General features: G+C 60.0%; 15 protein-coding genes. 6 read left to right on the top strand and 9 right to left on the bottom strand.

Annotated features, from left to right (window positions below; all coding sequences use genetic code 11):
- Window positions 1-6 precede the first annotated feature (6 nt).
- Complete coding sequence (locus JIN78_RS07685) at window positions 7-1,614, bottom strand: zinc ribbon domain-containing protein (RefSeq protein ID WP_200391368.1); 1,608 nt, start codon at window positions 1,612-1,614, stop codon at window positions 7-9.
- Window positions 1,615-1,767: 153 nt separating this feature from the next.
- Between JIN78_RS07685 and JIN78_RS07690 the strand changes: the two genes are divergently transcribed.
- From JIN78_RS07690 to JIN78_RS07705, 4 genes are all read left to right on the top strand, one after another.
- Window positions 1,768-2,475 carry a zinc ribbon domain-containing protein gene (locus tag JIN78_RS07690; RefSeq protein WP_200391369.1) on the top strand — a complete coding sequence of 236 codons (708 nt, stop codon included), beginning with the start codon at window positions 1,768-1,770 and terminating at the stop codon, window positions 2,473-2,475.
- A gap of 144 nt (window positions 2,476-2,619) precedes the next feature.
- On the top strand, window positions 2,620-3,063 hold the full coding sequence (rplS, locus tag JIN78_RS07695) for a 50S ribosomal protein L19 (RefSeq protein WP_200391370.1): 444 nt from the start codon (window positions 2,620-2,622) through the stop codon (window positions 3,061-3,063).
- Between the two features lie 105 nt (window positions 3,064-3,168).
- Complete coding sequence (locus JIN78_RS07700) at window positions 3,169-3,912, top strand: type 1 glutamine amidotransferase domain-containing protein (RefSeq protein WP_200391371.1); 744 nt, start codon at window positions 3,169-3,171, stop codon at window positions 3,910-3,912.
- Window positions 3,913-4,012: 100 nt separating this feature from the next.
- Window positions 4,013-5,317 (top strand): sigma-54-dependent transcriptional regulator, encoded by a 1,305-nt coding sequence (locus JIN78_RS07705; RefSeq protein WP_200391372.1) that lies wholly within the window; start codon window positions 4,013-4,015, stop codon window positions 5,315-5,317.
- Between the two features lie 6 nt (window positions 5,318-5,323).
- Here JIN78_RS07705 and JIN78_RS07710 read toward each other — a convergent pair whose 3' ends face one another.
- The 8 genes from JIN78_RS07710 to JIN78_RS07745 all read right to left on the bottom strand — a co-directional run bounded on the left by JIN78_RS07710 (window position 5,324) and on the right by JIN78_RS07745 (window position 15,637).
- Complete coding sequence (locus JIN78_RS07710; protein ID WP_200391373.1) at window positions 5,324-7,039, bottom strand: GTPase; 1,716 nt, start codon at window positions 7,037-7,039, stop codon at window positions 5,324-5,326.
- Between the two features lie 10 nt (window positions 7,040-7,049).
- Entirely contained in the window at window positions 7,050-7,874 is an 825-nt protein-coding gene (locus tag JIN78_RS07715) for a polysaccharide deacetylase family protein (protein ID WP_200391374.1), read from the bottom strand.
- Between the two features lie 121 nt (window positions 7,875-7,995).
- A complete protein-coding gene (locus JIN78_RS07720) occupies window positions 7,996-8,937 on the bottom strand; it encodes an SRPBCC family protein (protein WP_200391375.1) in 942 nt (313 codons plus the stop codon).
- An 80-nt stretch (window positions 8,938-9,017) separates the two neighbouring features.
- Window positions 9,018-10,400, bottom strand: coding sequence for a UDP-N-acetylmuramate:L-alanyl-gamma-D-glutamyl-meso-diaminopimelate ligase (gene mpl / locus JIN78_RS07725; protein WP_307832987.1), 1,383 nt, complete (start codon window positions 10,398-10,400; stop codon window positions 9,018-9,020).
- Between the two features lie 291 nt (window positions 10,401-10,691).
- On the bottom strand, window positions 10,692-11,132 hold the full coding sequence (gene tnpA / locus JIN78_RS07730; RefSeq protein ID WP_200391377.1) for an IS200/IS605 family transposase: 441 nt from the start codon (window positions 11,130-11,132) through the stop codon (window positions 10,692-10,694).
- A 380-nt stretch (window positions 11,133-11,512) separates the two neighbouring features.
- Window positions 11,513-13,129 carry an ABC-F family ATP-binding cassette domain-containing protein gene (locus tag JIN78_RS07735; protein WP_200391378.1) on the bottom strand — a complete coding sequence of 539 codons (1,617 nt, stop codon included), beginning with the start codon at window positions 13,127-13,129 and terminating at the stop codon, window positions 11,513-11,515.
- A 67-nt stretch (window positions 13,130-13,196) separates the two neighbouring features.
- Entirely contained in the window at window positions 13,197-14,765 is a 1,569-nt protein-coding gene (locus JIN78_RS07740; protein ID WP_200391379.1) for a hypothetical protein, read from the bottom strand.
- A gap of 152 nt (window positions 14,766-14,917) precedes the next feature.
- Entirely contained in the window at window positions 14,918-15,637 is a 720-nt protein-coding gene (locus JIN78_RS07745; RefSeq protein WP_200391380.1) for an ATP-binding cassette domain-containing protein, read from the bottom strand.
- A 145-nt stretch (window positions 15,638-15,782) separates the two neighbouring features.
- On the opposite strand from JIN78_RS07745, the gene JIN78_RS07750 reads away from it, so the two are divergent.
- Window positions 15,783-17,204 carry a sulfatase family protein gene (locus JIN78_RS07750; RefSeq protein ID WP_200391381.1) on the top strand — a complete coding sequence of 474 codons (1,422 nt, stop codon included), beginning with the start codon at window positions 15,783-15,785 and terminating at the stop codon, window positions 17,202-17,204.
- Window positions 17,205-17,247: 43 nt separating this feature from the next.
- Window positions 17,248-20,418, top strand: coding sequence for a BNR-4 repeat-containing protein (locus JIN78_RS07755; protein WP_200391382.1), 3,171 nt, complete (start codon window positions 17,248-17,250; stop codon window positions 20,416-20,418).
- The last annotated feature ends 40 nt before the right edge of the window (window positions 20,419-20,458 follow it).

Here is a 20,458-nt window from a genome sequence, read left to right on the forward strand (position 1 = left end):
ACGCCCTCAGCGCTGGCTGGCCCGCTCGATGGCTCTCTCCACCACCGGGCGCAGCTCTTCATGGGAGAGTTCACCGAGCATTTCCCGCATCCCGGGCACTTGCGCCGCCGTGCCGACCTGACCCAGCAAGTGGGCCGCCGAGCGCACAAGCGCGGACTCGGACGAGCGCAAGAAGGGCACCAGCAAGGGGGCCACCCCGGAGCCGTAGTTCTCAAGAAAGCGCTGGCGGGAGACCGGCTCTTCCACCCAAAGCTCAATCAAAAGGACAGCAGCGGACTCGGGCTTCCGCTCTGCCAGAAAGGCCATCACGTCGTCTGGAATCGCCACTCCCTCCTCCCGCAAGCGGGTAGCATTGTCCACCACCAGACGATCGACCCCGTCACCCTCTTGCGACCAGACCCCGAGGGCCTTGACGAGGGAGCCCAGCTCCTCGCTGGAAAGACTGCCGCCCAAGAGCCCGACCAGACGCACCGTCATATCTTGCCGCATTTGCCGCGGCTCCACGGAAGCCAAGCGGTCCAAGGCCGACTTCACCCGCGTGCGATCCAGTGCGACCAGTTCGGCGTAGTTCAGCTCGAAGAATCGCTCGCTGGTGGCATCATTCAATTGATTGATCAAGGCCCCGCTGGCAACGCCGAGGACCTCGGGATTGACTTTGACCTGAATGAGGCGCAACTCGGGCAGAACGGCCTCGATCTCTCCGATGCGACCGGCGGCGACTTCCACCCGCTCCAAATCCAAGGGCACCCCGGTCATCACAAAAATACCGCCATCCTGAAGCACGCGGAACTCGGGGGACAAGGGCAGGTCAAACTCACCCTTGAGATATTGCTCGAGCTGGAGACTCTGGAACTCTTTCATCTCCCGCACCCAGATGGCAGCGACCTGGCTCTCATTTTCCACCGTGTGAGGCAGGACCATCGCCTCCCATCGCGTGGCCTCCATGATTTCCTGGGGAGAAAGGGAGTCATCGGAAATGCCCGGGAAATAGGCCTGCTCCCTCTCGCCAGTCTCGTCCGCCGCTTCTTCCAAAGCACCGGTCCCGGCCTGCCTCTCCCCCACCCCGCGCACCGAATAGTGGACGGGCATAAGGTAGGCGAGAGCCATCACTCCAGCCAAGCCCAGCGCACCGACCAGAATGCCGAGGGCCCGTCCCCGCACCGCACCCCAGCCCAGGAGGAAAAAGCCCAGCAAACCAGCGAAGCCCCCCAGCAAAAGTCGATCCGGGCGCTCCACGTCGCGCAGGAGGGTGCTCCCCGGTTGCGAGCCAAAGTAGAGGAAGAGAGCGGTCAGCACGAGGGCAAAGAAGCCTGCCACCACCGCGAACACGCGGATGGGAGGGACGGGCCCCACCACCGGCTGCTTGGGAGGCTCACTATATTCCATGGTGCGGAAAGCCACCGGGGCCGCCTTGGCCGGAGCCCGGCCAAATCGGCTCAAATCGGTGTTCTTGCGAATCTCATCCGGGAAGAATCGTTCGCGCTGATTGGCGATCACGTCGGGAGTGACCTGAAAACGGCTTTCACAAGATCCACATTCCACCATGCGCCCCTTCAGCTCCTCACTCACTTCGAAATCCTGGCGGCAATCGGGGCATTCAATACGCAATGTCATAGGTCACTTTGGAGTAGTCAGCGTGCTAAGCGGGCCCAAGTGTCTCTTTTTCCTTCGCCCGCATCAACTCATTCCCACAAAAATCGAGTCCTTCTCCTTTCTCCTGCCATTCCCGCTCTTGCCAGCCCCCCTCTGGCGCGATAATCACAAGGAATGCTTCCAGAAATTGAGCGCCTCCTCATCCTCCAGCAACGCGACCAGACCATTGCCGGGCTGGAGAGCGACCTCAAACGCCTCCCCCACGAGAAGGAACTGGCCCGCACCCGCCTGGCCACCTCACAAAATGCCGTCGCCAAGGCCAAAGCCGCGCTGCAAGAAAACGAAATGGCGATCAAAACCGTTGAGCTCGATGTCGAGACCCGCAAGAACACCATTCTGCGCCTGAAAAACCAGCAGTTCGAGACCCGGAAAAACGAAGAGTTCCGCGCCCTCGGCACCGAGATCGACCGCTATCAAGCCGAGATTGACGACCGCGAGACGACCGAACTGGAGCTGATGGAAAAGGCCGACACCCTGCGCGCCACGCTGGATGAAGCCAAAGCCACGCTGGAAAAAGCAGAAGCCAGCGTGAGCGAGGAAATCACCCTCATCGACCAACGGGAAGAAGAAGAGCGCAAACGCCTGGCCGAAGTGAAGCTCCAGCGCCAAGCAGCGCAAGAAAAGCTCGCCGACGAGGATCTCCTCGAGCTCTATGAGCGCCTCCGCAAAGCCCGGGGCACGAAGGTTGTGGTCAATCTTTCCGAAAGCGGACAATGCGATGGCTGCCATGTCAAGGTCACCCCCGCGACCCTGATCAAGGTCACCGCCGACAAGGAAGTGACCCAGTGCGAAAACTGCGGCCGTATACTCTATGCCGGCTAATGCTCTCACAAAATCGGCAAAAAATGGCTTTTCCGGGCCGATTTCGAAAAAAACAGTTGAAACACGTCGGCGAATCCCTTAGTTCCCTCGCCCCTTCCGGCCCGAAACCTTCGGCAAGACCCCGGCAGAAAAATCTTTCAAGCCATGAGCACCATCATCGACAAAATTGAGCAAGAGCAGCAGAAGGATGACATCCCCGAATTCGGTGTCGGTGATAGCGTCAAGATTCACTGCCTCGTAAAAGAAGGCGACAAAGAGCGGACCCAGATCTTCGCGGGTCTCGTCATCGCCCGTCGCGGCGGCGGCGTGAATGCCTCCTACACCGTGCGCAAGATTTCCTACGGCGAAGGCGTGGAGCGCGTCTTCCCCCTGCACACTCCTCGCGTGGCCAAAATCGAAGTCACTTCCCGCGGTAAAGTGCGTCGTGCCAAGCTGCACTACCTGCGCGACCGCGTGGGCAAGCGCGCTCTCCTCGTGAAGCCCGCCGACTCCAATGCAGCGGCCAAAGCACGCGAAGCCAAGAAAGAAGCTGCCGCTGCCGCCCGGGCCAAGAAGGCCGAGAGCGAAGCCGCCGAAAGCGCGGAGTAACTTTCCGACGGACCATTTTCTTTCAAAGAACGGCCTCCTCTCCAGGGGCCGTTTTTTTGTGCCTTCTTCCCTTGCGTCTCCCCAAAGCAGCCTTAGAGACTAGCCATGATTGCGAAAATTGCAGGAATCACTTTGGCGGGCTTCGGGCTGGCCGCAGCGGACAACATTCTCCTCGTCCTCACCAACCATGGTGAACTGGGCGATACCGGCAAGAAGACCGGCTTCTATCTCTCCGAAGCAGCCCATCCCTACCAAGTCTTTACCGAGGCAGGGCACGAGGTCATCCTCGCCAGCCCCCAGGGCGGAAGCGCGCCACTCGATCCCAAAAGCCTGAAGCTGGACGACCCGGCCAACGAGACTTTCTGGAAAAAGTTCGGCAACGCCAAGGAAGACTCCCCCGCCGTGAGTGACACCGTCCCTCTGGCAGAAATCGAGGCCGATGAGTTCGCTGGAATCTTCTTCGCCGGAGGCCACGGCACGATGTGGGACTTTCCGCACTCCGAGCCGCTCCAGGCGCTCACCCGTGAACTCTACGAAGCCGGCAAGCCGGTGGGAGCGGTCTGCCACGGCCCCGCCGCCTTGGTCAACGTCACCCTCAGCAATGGCAAGAAGCTCATTGCCGACAAGTCGGTCGCCGTCTTCACCAACGCCGAAGAAGAAGCCGTGGAACTGACCGAGGTGGTCCCCTTCCTCCTGCAGACAAAGTTTGCCCAAGCCGGGGCCGAGGTGAAGGAAGGAGCCAACTTCCAGAAAAACGCGGTCCGGGACGGACTTCTCATCACCGGCCAGAATCCCGCTTCGGCGCACCAGGCCGGCGAACTGTTTGTGGAGGCTCTCTCCGCAGAGTAAACTCCAGCCCATTTGGCTCAATTCCGCAAAAAAAAGATTCCTGAATCGCATTGTCAGTTGGCGATTCGGGCTTTTTTTGTCATGAACGGTCGCACCGACGATGCCTGATGCTGAATACAAAGACACGGTCCTGATAGTTGATTCCGATATCGACTTTCTCAACTGGGCAACCAAACATTTGGAAGCTCCGGATTTGCGGATTCTCCGCACCGATAATGCCGAAAAGGCCTTGAAAATCATTGCGGGCACCGAGGTCGACCTCGTCCTTTCCGACATTCAGGTGCAGCCCTTTGATGGCCTGGAGCTCATCTCCAAAATTCGCGCCCAGAATCCCGCCATCGTGACGATTCTATTGGCCGGCTTCCCCAGCACCACCCAAATCATCGAAGCCACGCGGCTGGGAGCACGGGATGTCTTGCGCAAGGAGGCCCTCAACTTCGAGCTGCGAGCCGTGGTGGAAAGCGCGTTTCAAGTCATCGAGAGTCGGCGCTCCGCTGAACAGCCCGAGCAAGCCCTCCCCGTGGCCGATGCCCGCATCAAGATGATCGGCCAGTCCCGCATCATCCAAGAGACCTTCAAGCTGGTCGGCCGGGTCGCGCCTTCCGATGCCCCCGTGCTGGTGACGGGGGAATCCGGCACGGGCAAAGAGCTCGTGGCCCAGGCGGTGCACGAATACTCGCCCCGTCGCAAGAATGACTTCATCGCCATCAACTGCGGAGCAATTCCCGAGAATCTGCTGGAGTCGGAGCTCTTTGGTCACGAGAAGGGTTCCTTCACGGGGGCGATGGCCCGGCGGGCGGGCCGCTTCGAGCAAGGAGACGGCGGCACCCTCTTTCTGGATGAGATCGGCGACATGCCGCAGTCGGTGCAAGTCAAGCTCTTGCGGGTGCTGCAGGACGGCAGTTTCTCACGGGTGGGCTCCAATGAGACTCTGAATTCCGACGTGCGCATCGTGGCGGCCACCAACAAAGATCTGGCCCACGAGGTGGCCAAGGGCCGCTTCCGGGAAGACCTTTACTACCGGCTGAACGTGGTGGAAATCCACCTCCCGCCCCTGCGCGAACGGCGGGAAGACATCCCCTTGCTCGCCGAGTTCTTCCTCCAGCGCCTCGCCCGCAAATACGGCTTGGCCAAGATCAAGCTCTCGGGAGAAGCGATCCACACTCTCCAGAACCACCGCTGGACAGGCAATGTGCGCGAGTTGGAGAACACCATGGCCCGGGCTTGTGCCCTGGCCGAGTCCTCCCTCCTCCTCTCCGACGACATCCCCTTCGCCCGCTCCCCTTGGTCGGAGGAAGGCCGCCGGACCAAGGCCCTGCGCGAGCTCATGGACCTGCTTCCCGAGAGCGAAAAGGATCCCGTGGCGTGGTTTGGCCAACTGCTGGCGGAAGAAGAGCTGGCTTGAGGCCGCCTACAAATCCTGCTCGATGGCATTGATCTCCAGGAAATAGCGGTCCCAGCGATCCAACTGGGGCTTGAGCTTCATCTTGAGGTCGGCGACATGGCGACGGATGCCCTCGAACATGGTGGCATATTCCACAAAGAATCCCCGCACCCCCTCCTCATAGTCTTCCCCCAGAGCCTCGGCAAAGGGACGCGCGCAGGCCGACGATTTCTCCTCAAACCAGGCCAAGAGGTCGCGGGAATTGCGCCGGGCCTGCCAGAGGCCGTTGGCAAGGCTACCCCCGGCTCCAAGGAGGAGAACGAGAGCAATGATATGGAGCCCGAAAGTGCCAAAAAGCCCTGCCAGCATGACTAGAAACAAGGTGGAAGAAACCACCCGGCGCAAGGCCTGGCGATGAGCATTCATCTCACGATCCAGGAGAGCGCGTATTTTTTGAGCAAGAACGGCTTTGCGTGCGGCCGCTCCCAAGCGTTTGGCAAAGCGCTCGCGGGAGTCGGCAAAGCCCCCGGAAACCACTTCGAAATCCGGGGGCGGCATTTCCAACCGGTCCTCCACGCGGGGAACCACAGTCTCCCAATGGGCCCGGCAGGCGGCGACCAGCTCGTCACTCTCCCGCAGGGCCAGCTCTTCAATGGCCCTTTGCACGGCCTCAGAGAGTTCCTTCTCGATTTCACCCGGAGTGGGGTCCTTGCGCACCAGAGACCGCAGAGAGGGCCTCAGACAGGTCCTCTGCGCCAGCAGCTCCCCCATTCGCTCCAGTTCCTCGACAAAGACCTTGGCCAAATCGGCGCTTTTTCCCGCGAGACGCAGGATTTGCCCCTCGCGGGCCTGCACCACTTCGCTCTCGATATCACTGAGCAAACCCTGGTCATTGTCCAGGGTGCGCCGCCGGGTCTCCATGCGGTCCTCGATGGTGCGCAGCACGGCTGCAGTCTCCTTCCGCACCCGCCGCAGCTGTTCACGCCGGGGCCAGGAGCCAGCCACCTTGCCCGAGACGAAGCCCTCGAGCGCGGGGTAGCCACTCTGGGTCCAGAGATGGTGGCGCTTCGGAGTATGCTGTTTGGCCTGCAGCGCCTTTTGCCCCGAGACGGGAAAAACCGGCAAAGAGTCGCCGATTTTTTGGCGCGACAGCTCATTGATATGCCCGGTCAGAACCCTCAGCTCATCCTCGGTGCTGCGGTCGCATTGCTGAATGACAATGGCCACCTTGCCCGCCATCGCGGGAGCATGCTCACTGATGAGGGACCAAGTCGCGGCCGCCCAGGGATTCCCCACCGGAAAGACGAAAAACAACAAATCGATCGTTTCCAACAAGGCCTCCAGAGCCCGGCGGCAATCCTCCCTCAGGCCATTGCTGCCCGGCGTATCGAGAACGTTGAAATCACGCAAAAATTCGTCCGCACGGAAGAGGTGGGCCACTCCTTCGCCCGCCGCCTCGCGCCGCTCCCGGCTCCCGTAGCGGAACCACTGCACCTCCTTGGTCCAAGGCAGGACATTGCTCTCGCAAAGCTCGGCGCCAAAGAGGCCGTTGAGAAAAGCCGACTTGCCCGCATTCACTTCCCCGCAGACGGCGAAGAGAAAGGGCTCGTAGAGGGGGGCCAGAAAGCTCTCCGGGTCGGCCAACGGACCGCAGTCCGCCCCCGTTTCCTCGGCCAGGGCCTTCACCCCGCGGGCGACCTCCGCGAGGCGCTCCCGGGTCGCGAAGTAGCGTTCTCCGAACATGACTGGGCCCTCACGGCCGCGAAGCGTCCTTCATGGCAAGGAGTTGAGAGACAGTCACGAAGCGATAACCCTTGGCCAGAAGAGCATCGATCGTGGAAGGCATCGCATCGACGGTCGTGGAGTGCAGATCGTGAGCGAGCACGATGGAACCCGACTTGGTGCCATTGAGGATGCGGGAGCGCACCACCGAGGTGCCCGGCCGCTTCCAATCCAAGGGATCGACATCCCAGAGAATGGTGGGATAGCCGTAAGCCCGATGAATCATCTGGCGCTGGGTCGTCTTCAACGAGCCGTAGGGCGGCCGCATGGTGCGGGGACGCACCCCGGCCGCGCTGATGATGGCTTCCCGGGTACTGTCGAGCTCTTGCCGCACCTTGGCATCGCTCAAGTTGGCCAGATTGGGGTGATTCCAAGTGTGATTCCCAAGCTCGTGCCCCTCGGCATGGATGCGGCGCACGATGTCAGGGTAGAGCTTCACGCTTTTCCCAATCACATAAAAGGTGGCCTTCACGTTGCGTTGACGCAAAATATCAAGCAGCCGGGGGGTATTCTTGGGATGAGGACCATCATCGAAGGTCAAGGCGATGAAGTTGCCATTGTTCGCCACATTGGTGAACGTCACCCCGGCATTGGGAGAGAAATTGGAAGGTAAGGACAGGGTGGGATTGCGCGCTGCGGCCGAGGCATAGGGCGGAGTCTGATAAGCCCCGTTGGGTTTCATCAAGACCTGTGGCGGATTGCTCACTGCGGCCTTTCGATCCGCTTGCGCGGTTTTGTCAGCCGAGCACGCCGCGAGGGTCAAAACTCCGCTGAAAAGAAGAAAAAATCGTTTCAAGAGGGAGGGAAGGTTGGGATTGAGATTGGAGGTCACCGTTGCCGTTTTCTACTGACTCCCTTCCATGATGTCACGCGCTCATTTCGCACAGAAAGCAAGTTGCCGCCCCTCCCCAGTCCCCTTAGTCGCGGCGCGCCTGGCCGGCGACGGCGAAGTGGACGGTGGTGACCAGTTTGTCATCCGCCGTGGTGCCGGGATCGCTGTTGTAAATTTCGAAGGGATGAATCCCGCGAGCACACTTCCATTGCCGGGCCCGCACCCGGGCGACAGCCGCTGCCCAGGCATTGCCCAAATGTTGATAAGAGCCCGTGTGGCGAATTTTCTGCACGCGGCAAGCGGGGATTTTTTCCGAAACCAGATCCTCCGGCAGCCAGCCGGGCACTTTTTCGACCGGGAAGCCCAGGGTGAATCGAGTGATGCCCTGCGTGGGTGACCACTTGTGATAAATGGCCAAGGGCGGTCCCTTGGGCGTGATGTGCTGGTCCTGCACCCACTTCTCCATGCGGTGAAGATCCATCTCCATTTTCTCGGCCACATCGGCGATGCGACAAGTGGTATTCACTCCCACATAGGAGAAACCGGCGAAATCCTCCTCTCCCAGGAGCTCAACCTTGGAAGGCACTTCTCCCTTCTGGATCAGGTCCTTGAGCATGGCGAGCCCCCGCTTGTAGTCGAGAGCGATATTGGCCACCATCATGTCGCGCAGGAAGAAAAGGTAGAAGGGCAACTTGCCGTGCATCTTCCACATCACCCGCGTGCGATCTCCTTCGCGACCAAAGTCGAAACGCACCCGGGAGACAGACTTCCAAGGCGAGGTGAGAGTCAATTCCAGCTCGATAAACTCGTTTTCGCGCTCGCTGGTGACTTCGATTTTTCCTCCGCCGATGACCTCACCATCCCAAGCATAACCTTTTCCCTCCGGAAAAAAATCCAAGGGACAATCACGCTCGGCATAAAGCCAAGGGGACCACCGGGGCCAGGTTTTGAAGTCCCGCACGGTGGCGAAAACTTTTTCCGCCGGCTCACCGATGAGAATGGACCGCTCGACCTCGAAGTTGCTCATGGGCGGGAAGCTGTCAGGGCATCAGGAGAGAAACAAGACCTACTCGCGACCTCAGGAACTTTTCTCTTCATCGGAAGTCATCACGAGCTCGCGAGAGCCTCAAGCAGCTTAGGGTGAATTCCTCCGAAGCCGCCATTGCTGAGCACGGCCACCAAATCGCCCTCGCGGGCTTCTGCCACCGTCCAGGCCACGATATCCTCGACATTGGAAATGCTGCGGGCATCCCCTCCGGCGGCGTTGATATCGGCAATCAACTGCGGGACATCGAGCAGGGCCTCCTGCGCAATCTGCCCCACCTCGAGCACCGGGGGGACCACGGCCAGATCCGCTTTCGCCAAGGCGCCCGCGAGGTTCCCCTTGTGGGCCTCCTGACGCATGGTGTTGGAGCGCGGCTCAAGAATCACCAGCAAGCGTCTTCCGGGGTAACCCTGACGCAGGCCATCGATGACCTGCTCCACGGCGGTGGGATGGTGGGCAAAGTCGTCAATGACGGTGACCCCCCGCACCTCGCCGCGCACTTCCTGGCGGCGCTTGATGCCAGCAAAAGAAGCTAGTCCCTCGCGAATCTCCTCCTCGCTCAAGCCCGCCTGCCGCGCCACGCAAACGGCCATCGCGGCATTGCGCACATTGAACTCACCCGTCATGGGCAGGAAAAAGGACTCGCCATTGAGCTGGAAAGAAGTTCCGCCATCCGCACCGGTGATCTCGCTGATGCGGACCTGGCAGTTTTCCCCCATCCCGACCAACTGAATGGGGCAAGGGGCGGCCTCCACCAAGGTCAGGGAGTTGGCGCAATCGCCATTGAGAAAGGCCACGCCATTACCCGGCACGATGCGCAGGAGTCGGGAAAAAGTGAGCAACACCGCATCGAGGTCGGCATAGATGTCGGCGTGATCGAACTCGATATTGTTGATCACCGCTACCTCGGGCAAGTAGTGGAGAAACTTGGAGCGCTTGTCAAAAAAGGCAGTGTCGTATTCATCGCCCTCCAGCACCACGAATTCAGAATCGGTGAACTCCGCGCCGCGCTCGAAGTTCTTGGGCACGCCCCCGATCATGTGGCTGGGATTGCGCCCCGCCGCCTTCAGGAGCCAGGCCACCAGCGAACTGGTGGTGGTCTTGCCATGGGTGCCGGCGATGACGAGATTGCGCTTTCCCCGGAGGAAATGCTCTTTCAAGACCTCGGGCAGTGATTGGTAAAGCAGCTTGCGGTCAAGAACTTCCTCCGCCTCTTCATTGCCCCGGCTCACCGCGTTGCCCACGATGATGGTATCGGCGCTGGCGGGGATGTTCTCACGCCGGTAGCCCTCGAAAAGCTCGATGCCCTCGCTCTCGAGAAAGGTGGACATGGGCGGATAGACATTGGCATCGGAGCCGGTGACCTCGAATCCCGCGCGCTTCATCGCCGCCGCCACCGAGCCCATCGCCGTCCCGCAAATACCAATAAAGTGAAAGTGCCTCACGGCTGTAGCCAAGCGGATTGTGGGCACGGGGAAAAGCCCGCGCCCAAAAATCAGCGTCATCCCCCACCCTTGGCCCCTTCAACGCAAGCCCTCTCGGCATGTCCGCTGCCCTCCAACCCCCAAGCGACGGTGGAGCGTAGACACAACCCCGCAAGAAACCACCCCGTCCCGATGCCGGAGAAACCGCGTCCCGATGCCGGAGGCATCTCAGCTAGTAGCCGGCGGTTGAGCGCAGCGACACCACCGGAAAGGCCTTTATTGAGCATCCCGGAGGGATGCCAGCGTCCTTCGTCAATCCAGATATTGTGGGTCGTAACTCACCCCGGATTTTTCTAGAAATTCGACCAACTCCTCGCGAAACGATCTCGACCGATGGTGCTCTTCCTGCCTCGCAATGTAAGCACGCACAGCTTCAAGATTGGACGCGCTCACCGTGAGGGCAGCATATCCATCCTGCCACGAAAACGCGGGATTCTTCCCTTTCACCCAGCGAGAAGACGACTTCTTCAACTCGCGCATGAAATCAGCCAAACAGAGCGTGGCTTTAAGCGAAACCAAGAGGTGGACATGATCCGCGACTCCTCCTACCGCCAGAGATTTTCCTCCGAGTCCATTGACGACTCCCCCAAGATAATCATGGAGGTCACTGCGCCAATCTCCATGCAAAAGCTTCTCCCGATTCTTGGTAGAAAACACGAGATGATAGAGCAGGGAAGTGTAGGTCGAAGACATGAGGCACGGTTCTTCAGCTGGCACCCCTCCGGGGTGCTTGTTCTCCCTCATCAGGATCCGTTGGTGTCGCTTCGCTCAACCAACGGCTACTAGCTGAGATGCCTCCGGCATCGCAAAAGGGCTCCCATGGTCGTTGATTGGCTCAGCACCCTCGCCCTTATCCAATCAGAGACCTAACAAATTGAAAGAGAAAAAATTCCCAACCAAAAAGCAGTATGAAATGGCACCACCCCGGAGTGCTGGTGCGCGTTTCACAGAACCCAGTGGTTGAGCGCAGCGACACCACCGGAAAGGCCGCATCCCGTCCCAATGCCGGAGGCATTAAGACAGGCCACCCTCGTTGAGGCGGAATCCCCTCAAGGCCCGCAGGAACTCTACCCTTACTCGGCGGTCACCGCGGCGCGATCGTCATCGAGCCCACTCTTCTCCAGGAAGTAGTCATAGCCCCCGGCATAGCGAGTGAGGGTGCCGTTGTTGACGTGCAAGGTGGTCTCCGCCAGCGAGCGGATGAAGTGCACATCGTGGGAAATGAAGACCAGGGTGCCGGTGTAATTCTTCAATCCCTGCACCAGCGCATCGATGGAATTGATATCGAGGTGAGTTGTGGGCTCGTCCATCAAGAGCAAATTGGGCGGATCGACCAGGAACTTGACCAGATTCAGGCGCGACTTCTCGCCCCCGGAGAGAACCCGCACCCGCTTGTCGACATCGGCCCGGCGGAAGAGGAAGGAGCCCAACACGGCACGCACTTCGTCTTCTGCCAAGGTGGTGTTGGCTCCCATCACTTCATCGAGCACGGTGTTGTCCTCATTCAAGGAGTCCACCCGGTGCTGGGAGAAGTAGCCCATCTTGGTGAGGTAGCCAATCTTGCGCTCCCCGCCCGCGAGGTCGAGGTGCCCGGCGATGATTTTCAGCAGAGTCGACTTACCCGCCCCATTGGGACCCACGAGCACGATTTTTTCGCCTTTTTCCAAGACCAAATCGAGACCGTCGTAGATGACCTTGTCGCCGTAGGCCTGCTTGACCTTCTCCAGCTCCACGAGCTTCTGGTTCGGCCGCGGCGGCTCGGGAAAATTGAATTTGAACACTTTGCGCGGAGCCCGGGGCTTCTGCATCTTGTCCTTCATCTTATCAAGCTGCTTCATGCGGTCCTGCACCTGCGAGGCCTTGGAGCCGACATTGCGGAAGCGGTCGATGAACTCCTGCACCCGGTCCATCTCCTTCTTGTGATTGCGCCAGGCCTGCATCTTCTGCTCGTAGCGTTCCTTGCGCTGCTTTTGATAAGAAGAATAATTGCCGGTGTAGCTGACTAGCTCCATGGCTTCGGGGTCGATCTCGACCACTTGCTCCACGAGCCCGTCCATGAAGTCGCGGTCGTGGGAAATCATTAGAATCGCACCGGGATAGTTGCTCAAGTAACGCTGGAACCAGAGCAAGGACATGAGGTCGAGGTGGTTGGTGGGCTCGTCCATCATGAGGAGGTCGGGCTCCATCACGAGGAGGCGCGCGATGTGGGCCCGCATGACCCAACCGCCGGAGAATTCCCGCGCAGGCTTCTCGAAGTCCTCTTGCTTGAAGCCGAGACCGGCGAGGATCTTCTTCGCCTTGGGCTCCAAGGCATAGCCATTGAGCTCGTTGAAACGGTCCTGGGCCTTGGCGAACTCCGGGGTATCGAGCTTGCCCGAGCTCTCGCCCTCGCGGATAGCGCGCAAAATGGAGACCATCTCATCATCGATCCCCATCGCAATCTCAAGCACGGTCTCATCGGTCGGATCGCCCGCTTCCTGGGCGAGAAAGCCCATAATGGCGTATTCGTCGCGATCCACGGTGCCCTCGTCCATCGGTTCTTCGTCGAGGATGATCTTGAAGAGGGTGGACTTGCCCGCGCCATTGGGACCGACCAGGGCCACGCGTTCGCCCCAGTTCACGGTCAGATTGGCTTCGCGAAAGAGCGTGCGCCCGCCCATGGCCTTGGTGAGATTCTTGATGGTCAGCATTTGCGGGCGCAACCATGCGAATCTTTCCCCACCTTTCAACCCTTGATTCGTCTTTTGGATGGGAAAATCACTTTCCCTTTGAAAAGCTGAAGGACTTTGTCTCTGGCTGGGAAGAGAGAACAAGATTGCCTTTTCCCATTCGATAACGGCGGCGAAGCCACCAGCAAGAGCCATGAACCACAGCAATTATCGCCGAGGCAACAAGCAGACACCAACTCCCGTCCATCCGCCCTTGCAGCCAGCGCGTCGCGTTCAACAAGAAGAGCAGAAGGAGGGCCCAAGTCATGAGGAAGTAGCCCCACTTAGCAGTATGGCTTTTGATTCGATCCCGGGGTGAATCCGGGAAGGTCTCGCAATTCAACCAGAGATTGAAAGTCCAAATAATCTGAGGACGGACCAGCGCCCACGACAACAAGACGACGAGAAACAGTTCCAACCACCCGTCGCCCCAGCGAAAAATGCCGAAAGCACTCACAAAACCCAAGGTCAGAACCTGAGGCACAAGGAACAGAGCAAACCGGAAGTAATACTCCTTGAGGAACATGCGGAAGATTTTCTTCTCCGAGATCGGAAAGAGCGCCAGTAAAGTCACCTCTCTCATCCCCCCGGCAGAAAGCCTGCGGAAGGCCATCTGACACACCCCAGAAGGACTCGAACCGTTCATCATGCACAAAGTGATCCACCAAGAACTAGAAAAAGAAAAATCCCGCATCGAAAAATAGTCATAGTCTCCAATAAAGTCGGTCATTGAAAGTCCCCGAACCGCCGCAGCCAACCACAACCCACCAATCACCAGAGCGAAGAAAAGAGAGCAGACGAAGGCGCCCGACAACGGTCGAAACCAAAGAACCTCCCCGAGTTCCCGTTCCTCTTTCGAAAGGACCAGATTCAACGGGCGCGAACCCCAGCTGGGCTTCGGCCCTTGTCTGTTCAGTCCCACTGCTGTAGCGGCTTTCTCACCGACCGCTTCTTCCCGAGCTCCTGCGGCGGCCAGCCCAGTCCAAGTATCGAGCAGACGAAAATTCCTTTTCATTCGTCCCCAGAGAAGCACGGTGCCCACAACGACTAGAAGAGACAAGAACGGCCCCAAGAGCCCTGCCTCCAGCCACCGGGACGGTGCAAAGGCAAGTAAGCGTGACAACCAAACAGACTCATCCCAATCGCGCCAAGGATCGGCGAGTTGCAAAATCGGCAAAAAGAAAGACAACACCCCCAAGAGAAGTCCTATCCTGAGCCAAGGAATCCGACTGAGCCCCTTGCGCAAAAACTGCCAGGAGATTCCGAGCAAGGGCCACAGGAGCCAGCCCAATCCGCGAAGCCAAGCTTGCCCAAAAGACATCGGGCTGGAGACGAAGAGCAAGACCGCCAACAGAACAAAGCCAACCAGAAAGAGAGGCACTTTCCAAAACGAATACTTCCAGACTGCGCGATCACTGACGGGCAGTTGAGAAAGCACCTGCCCATGACGAGGAATGAGCAAATGCGAACCGACTAAATGGGAAGCTATCCCCGCCCCCACCAGTCCGACCGCCAAAAGGCGCAGGCTCCCGATGGCTTCTCCTGACTCCAAAAAAACCAGCAGACTAAAGAAAAAGAGAGCAAGAACCCCGGTTCCGTAGAGCGGGACACGCAACAAGAGGCCAAGCCGTCTTCGATACCGGAGCCACAGACCTCCCTCGGCAGGCACTCCCCGAGCCTGCTGGAGAGCGGCTTGGCGAAACCTCGCCTCGTGCTCTCTATTGCGAAATTGAAACGGCCCCCAGTTCATTTTCTCCTCTCTTTGTGATTTCAGAAATCCATCAGATTGCGCAAGTGAGGATCCCCCGCCCGGGCCTTTTCTTCCAACTCGGGCACAGCGCCATCATGGAGCACCACCCCACCCGCCACCACCGTTACCCGCGGGGCAAAGTCCCGCACCATCTCGATCAGTTGGGTCGAAAAAACGACTAAAGCGCCCTCCGCCAGCCCTTCCCGGATCAGCTGACGCAGGGTGCGCAGGCCTTGAGCATCCATGCCGGATGCAAAAGGCTCGTCGAGGAGCCAAATGGGTGGGCGCAAAGTCGCCAGAATGACCAGCGCGACTTTGTAGCGCTGGCCGCGAGAGAGTTGCGCGACCGGCTTTTCCCGCAGGGCAAGAATCCCAAACCGCTCCATCCACTCCGCAGCCTCCTCTTCTAGACCCCGGCGAAACACCTGCCAGAGCCGGGCCATGGTCGCGAGGTTAACAAGGGCATTTTCCTCCGGGAATAGCGCTGGTTCGTCTCCGAGAAAGTAAAGCTGCCGTCGCAGGGCCAGATCCTCACGAGTGAAGCGTTGACCGTCGATGCGCACTTCACCCGACTCGGGCCCGACCAACCCCGCCAGCACGCGAAGCATGGTCGTCTTGCCTGCACCATTGACTCCCATCAGCGCGACCAGTTCGCCCTCCGTCCCCTGCCAATTCACCCCGCTCAAGACGTCCTGCTTGCCAAAGCGCTTCCAGACCTCACACAATTCCACTCGAGCCATTTCCTCAAGAACTGCCCGAATCCCTTCCTCCCGCAAAGCAAAAATATTTTGACCGCTCCTTTCAGCCTCGCCCCACTCCTGAAAAGTTGACTCGTCAACTCACTCCACTTTGCAAGGGGCGCTTACCTGCCGCGTAAAAGCCTTCATGCGTCTCTGGCTTTTGTTTCTCCTCGCTCCCCTGCTCGCTGTCGCGCAGCCCAATATCATCCTCATGCTGAGCGATGACCTAGGTTATGGCGAGATTCAGCACCTCAATCCCGAGCGGGGAAAAATTCCCACCCCGCACTTCGACGAACTGGCCCGCAGCGGGATGACCTTCACCGATGCCCACAGCGCGTCCTCGGTCTGCACGCCCACCCGCTACACCCTGCTCACCGGTCGCTACTCCTGGCGCACCCGCTTGCAAAAAGGCGTCCTCACCGGCGGGCCCTCGCTCATTGCCCCCGACCGGGTCACCTTGCCCAAGCTCCTTTCCCAAGCTGGCTACGAGACCGCCATCATCGGTAAGTGGCATCTCGGCATGCTCTACGATGGCGAACACGTGCAGGGAAAGGTCGCGGTGGGAGCGAAGGTGACCCACGGCCCCCTCGATCGCGGGGGCTTCGACTTCTTCCGCGGTTTTCACCACGCCCGGCAGATGGATGTCTGGATCGAGGACGACCGGGTGAGCGAACGCATCGAGCCCATCGAGATGCTCCCGCGACTCACCGAAGCAGCCGTGGCCTTCATCCAGAAGCGGGAGAAGGGCGACGCGCCCTTCTTCCTCTACCTCCCCTGGAACTCGCCCCACAGCCCGGTGGTGCCGACCAAGGAATGGCAGGGGCGCAGCGGGCTCAATGCCCACGCGGATTTCGTGATGCAGACCGACGACAGCCATGGTCGGGTGATGGCTGCACTACGCGAAAGCGGTTTGCTCGAGAACACCCTCGTCATTGTCTCCTCCGACAACGGCACCTCGGCTCCCACTGCCAAAAAGGACGAATTGGAAAAGATGGGCCACTTTCCCAGTGGGGACCTGCGGGGCTCCAAGGCCGACCTCTGGGAGGGCGGCCACCGCGTGCCCTTCTTCGTCTCTTGGCCCGGCACCACCGAGGCCGGGAGCCAATGCGACGACTTGATTTGCCAGAGCGACGTTTTTGCCACTGTGGCGGAAATCGTCGGGACCGGTTACGAGGACCCCACCGCACCCGATAGCTTCAGCTTCTGGCCCCAGTTGCAGGGAAAGCCCGCCGCCCGGCCCCGGCCCCCGGTCGTGCATCACAGTCATGCCGGACACTTTGCGGTGCGCACCCGGGAGTGGAAGCTCGTGCTCTGCCCAGGCTCAGGCGGCTGGAGCGCACCCCGTCCGGCGGTCGCGCTGAAGAAGGGCCTCCCCACCCAGCAGCTCTATCGCTTGCCGGAGAGCCTCGCCGAGCGTGACGAACAACAAGAAGACCATCCGGCGAAGGCGGCTGAATTGCGCGCGCTCTTGCAAGACCTCATCGCCCATGGCCGCAGCACCCCCGGACCGAAGCTGGCGAATGACGCTCCCATCGTGCTCGAAAAATGGCGTCCCGATGGTGATTGACCAGTCAACCTGCCGCGACGAGGCTGTTCCGCTCTTTCCATTCATGAAAACCCTCGCCACCTTTCTGGCCGCCACGCCTCTCGCCTTGGCCGCCCCTCTCGCCCATTACGGGCTCAATAACAACGCCTTTCCGGATTCAGTGGCAGTGGGAGTGTCTGCTAGCGACATCACCTTTTCGGCGACAACGGCGACGGGATACTCCTCCCTTGAGCCCATCGAGGGGTCGCATTACCGTTATCTGAAGAACACACAGATGGTGAACGATGTGGCCCCCTCTCCGGAGCACATCCAGGCCCGGTGGAGCCTCACCCCCCAGAATGGCGAAAGCTTGAACCTGGCCTCTATCGGCGGCGTGACTTGGAGCCTGAAAGCCTATGATCAGGCCCCCGGAAACGATGGCATCGTGGTGCAAGCCGTGCTCTACGTCGCGACAGACGAGGCTTTCAACGACATCGTTGCCCAAAGCAATCAACTGACCATCAGCGCCAATGCCGACAGTGGCAGCTCCTTTGGAGAAGTGGTGGCGGGACGGGTCGACGGTCTGGTCAGTAGCGCGGGTCCGCTCTATTTCGGACTGGCCCTGACGGACAACTCGGGCCTCTCCGACAAAGACATTCGCTTCGATGACATCACCGTGCACGGGACCGTCGGGACGGCGGCCACCGACAGCGATGGCGATGGCCTGAGCGATGCGGAAGAGAGTTCCGGCGCGCTCAATCCGGCCTTTGGCAATGCCACCACCAACGCGAACGAAGCGGACAGCGATGGCGATGGCGACAGCGACTTCTACGAGCTGGCGGCGGTGCCTCCCACTGACCCCAACGACGCGACTTCCTTCAGCGGACGCATCAGCTTCGTTAATGCCTCCTTGGACAAATTGACCCTCGCGGATGGCTCTCCTTTGAGTGAAAACAGCCATTACCTGAACTACTCTGGCGGCACTGTCCCGGGAGGAGACTCGGTGGATGACAAATGGAACATCCGCCGCACTTGGGCCAATGGCGGGGAAATCATCGCCTCAGGCGATGCCGGCCCCGAGGACGCCCCCACCCTGGCGCTCACCTTGGACGGCCTGGCCAGTGGACAGCTTTACCAAATTTACAGCTACTTTTGGGCCGCCGATGCCAGCACACAGGCTTGGGACGTGCGCACCGGATTGAGCGCCGGCCAGCTCGGGCTGAGCAATCCCAGTCAGAACGCGCGCGACCTTTCGGGCTTCGACGCCCAGCCCGGCGAACACTTTCTCTCGGACTCGGTGGATTGCCAGGAGGGCAACCGCGAGCTCTACGAGACCTTCCTCGGCTATCGGGAAGCCGATGAAAATGGCGAAATCGTGGTCTACCTCGATGACACGCCGGAGACCGGTCACCGCACCTGGTTCGATGGCGCGGGCTTCGTCCCCTCCTACCTGGACCTCACCCCCGGCGTGGATGACGATGGCGATGGGCTCGACAACGTGAGCGAAGTCAGAACCCATGGCACCGATCCCGCTTTGGCCGATAGCGATGGCGACGGCTTGCAGGATGGGGCGGAAATCAATCTCCACCAGACCGATCCCCTTCTCGCCGACAGCGACCAGGACGGCTTCGCCGACGCCACCGAGATCAACCGCGGGAGCGACCCGCTCGATGCCGCCAGCACACCCTACGCCGTCGTTGCCAGTGATGGCGTCTGGACCTGGTTCAATGACGAGCGCGCCATCTGGCACCTCGGCAAGCTCTACACTGGCTACGTCCTCAGCGACGGGCAGTACGGAATCAGCCAATACGACCCCGCAACCAAGACCCGCAGGGAAACGATCATCAGCACCGCCGCCTCGCGCGAGACCGATGATCACAACAACCCTTCGATCACGATCTTGCCCGACGACACCTTGCTCATTCTCTACGCCAAGCACAGCACCGAAAGCCGTTTCTACTGGCGCCGCAGCACGGTCACCGAGCCCGCCAGCATCGACGATTGGAGCGCAGAGAGCAGCAAAGACGTCTCCGCCGCCTACACCTACAACAACACCTATCGGCTGACCGCAGAGAGCAACCGCATTTACAACTTCCACCGCGAAATCGGCTGGGACCCCACGCTGATGTATTCCGATGACAACGGAGCCACTTGGAGCGACACCCACCTTGTGATCGACTCCGGCGGCAATGGCCGTCGCCCTTACCCGAAATATTGGAGCAACGGCGAAGACCGCATCGACTTTATCTACACCGATGGCCACCCCGACGAGACCAACACCAGCATCTACCACCTCTACTACGAATCCGGCGACAGCATCGGCACCGGTGCCTTCAAACAGAGCGACGGCACCGCGCTCAAGACCTTGGGAGAAATCTTCGCAGGCGACGCCATCGATCACGACGGCGATCAGGCCGGGACCAGCGGCATCGAGCGCGGCTCCGTGGTCTACGGCTATCAACCGGCCGGCACCAGCTATGGGGTAGGAGAAGACCAGAACGACTTTCTCCCCGGCGGTCGCGCCTGGACCTGGGACATCTGCTACCAGGAGAACGGTCATCCAGTCTGCGCCTTCCAAGTCCAGCAAAACAACGGCAACTACCTCAACGATCGCATCCAATACTACTACGCCGTCTGGAATGGCAGCCAGTGGCGGAAAAAGCTCATCGCGCAGGGAGGCCGCCCCATCTACAACAGTCAGCGCTACTACGGCGGCGGCATGGCCATCGACCCCGAACACCCCAATGTGGTCTATATTTCCTCCAATCACAGTGATCCCACGGACCTCGACCTCGGCAACACCACTCTAAACGAGGAGGACCGCTACGAGATCTACCGGGGCATCACCACCGATGGGGGCGAGACCTTTACTTGGGAAGCCATCACCAGCGATTCCGCGCAAGACCACCTGCGCCCCATCGTCCCCGCCAATCATGGCTACGACCACCACGTGGTCTGGTTCCACGGTCGCTATAGTAGCTACGTGAACTACGACACCAACGTGCTGGCTTTGATCGAAAACGAGGAGAGCGGAGCCATCCTCATCGACGGCTGCGGCTTTGATGAAGCCGGCCACTTCTACCTCGACGTCCGCGATGGCGTAGCCCATCGCCGCGTCACTTCCGCAGACAACCTCGACTTCACCAACGCCAGCGCCGTGAACACCACCGATGACGGTCTCAACCGCTTCCTCATCCCCAGCAGCGAGCGCCATCCCCGGCGGGACTTTTTCCGCGTGGAAAGCACAGTCAGGTAAACCGGTCAACCCACGCCGCAGAGGAGAATTTGATAAGTTC

It is taken from the genome of Roseibacillus ishigakijimensis (assembly GCF_016595415.1).
Classification (GTDB): Bacteria; Verrucomicrobiota; Verrucomicrobiia; order Verrucomicrobiales; family Akkermansiaceae; genus Roseibacillus; species Roseibacillus ishigakijimensis.